General features: G+C 61.2%; 1 pseudogene. It reads left to right on the top strand.

The features are described 5' to 3' along the window. A pseudogene (locus tag U5A67_RS40520) lies at positions 1–526 on the top strand (adhesin); the annotation flags it as partial.

A 526-nucleotide genomic window follows, 5' to 3' on the forward strand; every position in this document is an offset into this window, starting at 1 on the left:
ATACCACGGTAAGCAACCTGGACACGGCAGCCCTCTATGGCGCGTCGTTACAGTACGCGGAGCAGAACAACATTGCGTTGGGGACGCAACTGACGCAGGCGCAGCTCGCGCTGGTCGATGAACCCATGCTGTGGTATGTCGAGGAAACCGTGCCGGAGCCGGGATGCACCGCCACGGGAAGCGGCTCATGTCCGACGGAGGAGGCGCTCGTCCCTGAGGTGCTATTGCCCGAGGATTACGCGAGCGTGAGCGCTGACGGCGAGATCAGTGGAACCAGCGTTGCCCTTCAATACGCCGACAGCATTCTCAATACGGGATCGGTCAGCGCCCAGAACCTGACGGTCGACACCAGTAGCCTGACCAACGAAGAGCGCTCGACCAACGTTGGAAATCTCTACGCCAGCATGGATGGCGCAGACGCGGGCATCACCGATACGACCGGTAGCGTGGTGCAGTCTGGCGGCTTCATGTCGGCTGCAAGTTACAGCATCACTGCCGAGACGATTAGCCAGATCGGCGGCACGCT

The sequence above is a fragment of the Paraburkholderia sp. J69-1 genome (genome assembly GCF_905220255.1).
GTDB lineage: Bacteria > Pseudomonadota > Gammaproteobacteria > Burkholderiales > Burkholderiaceae > Paraburkholderia.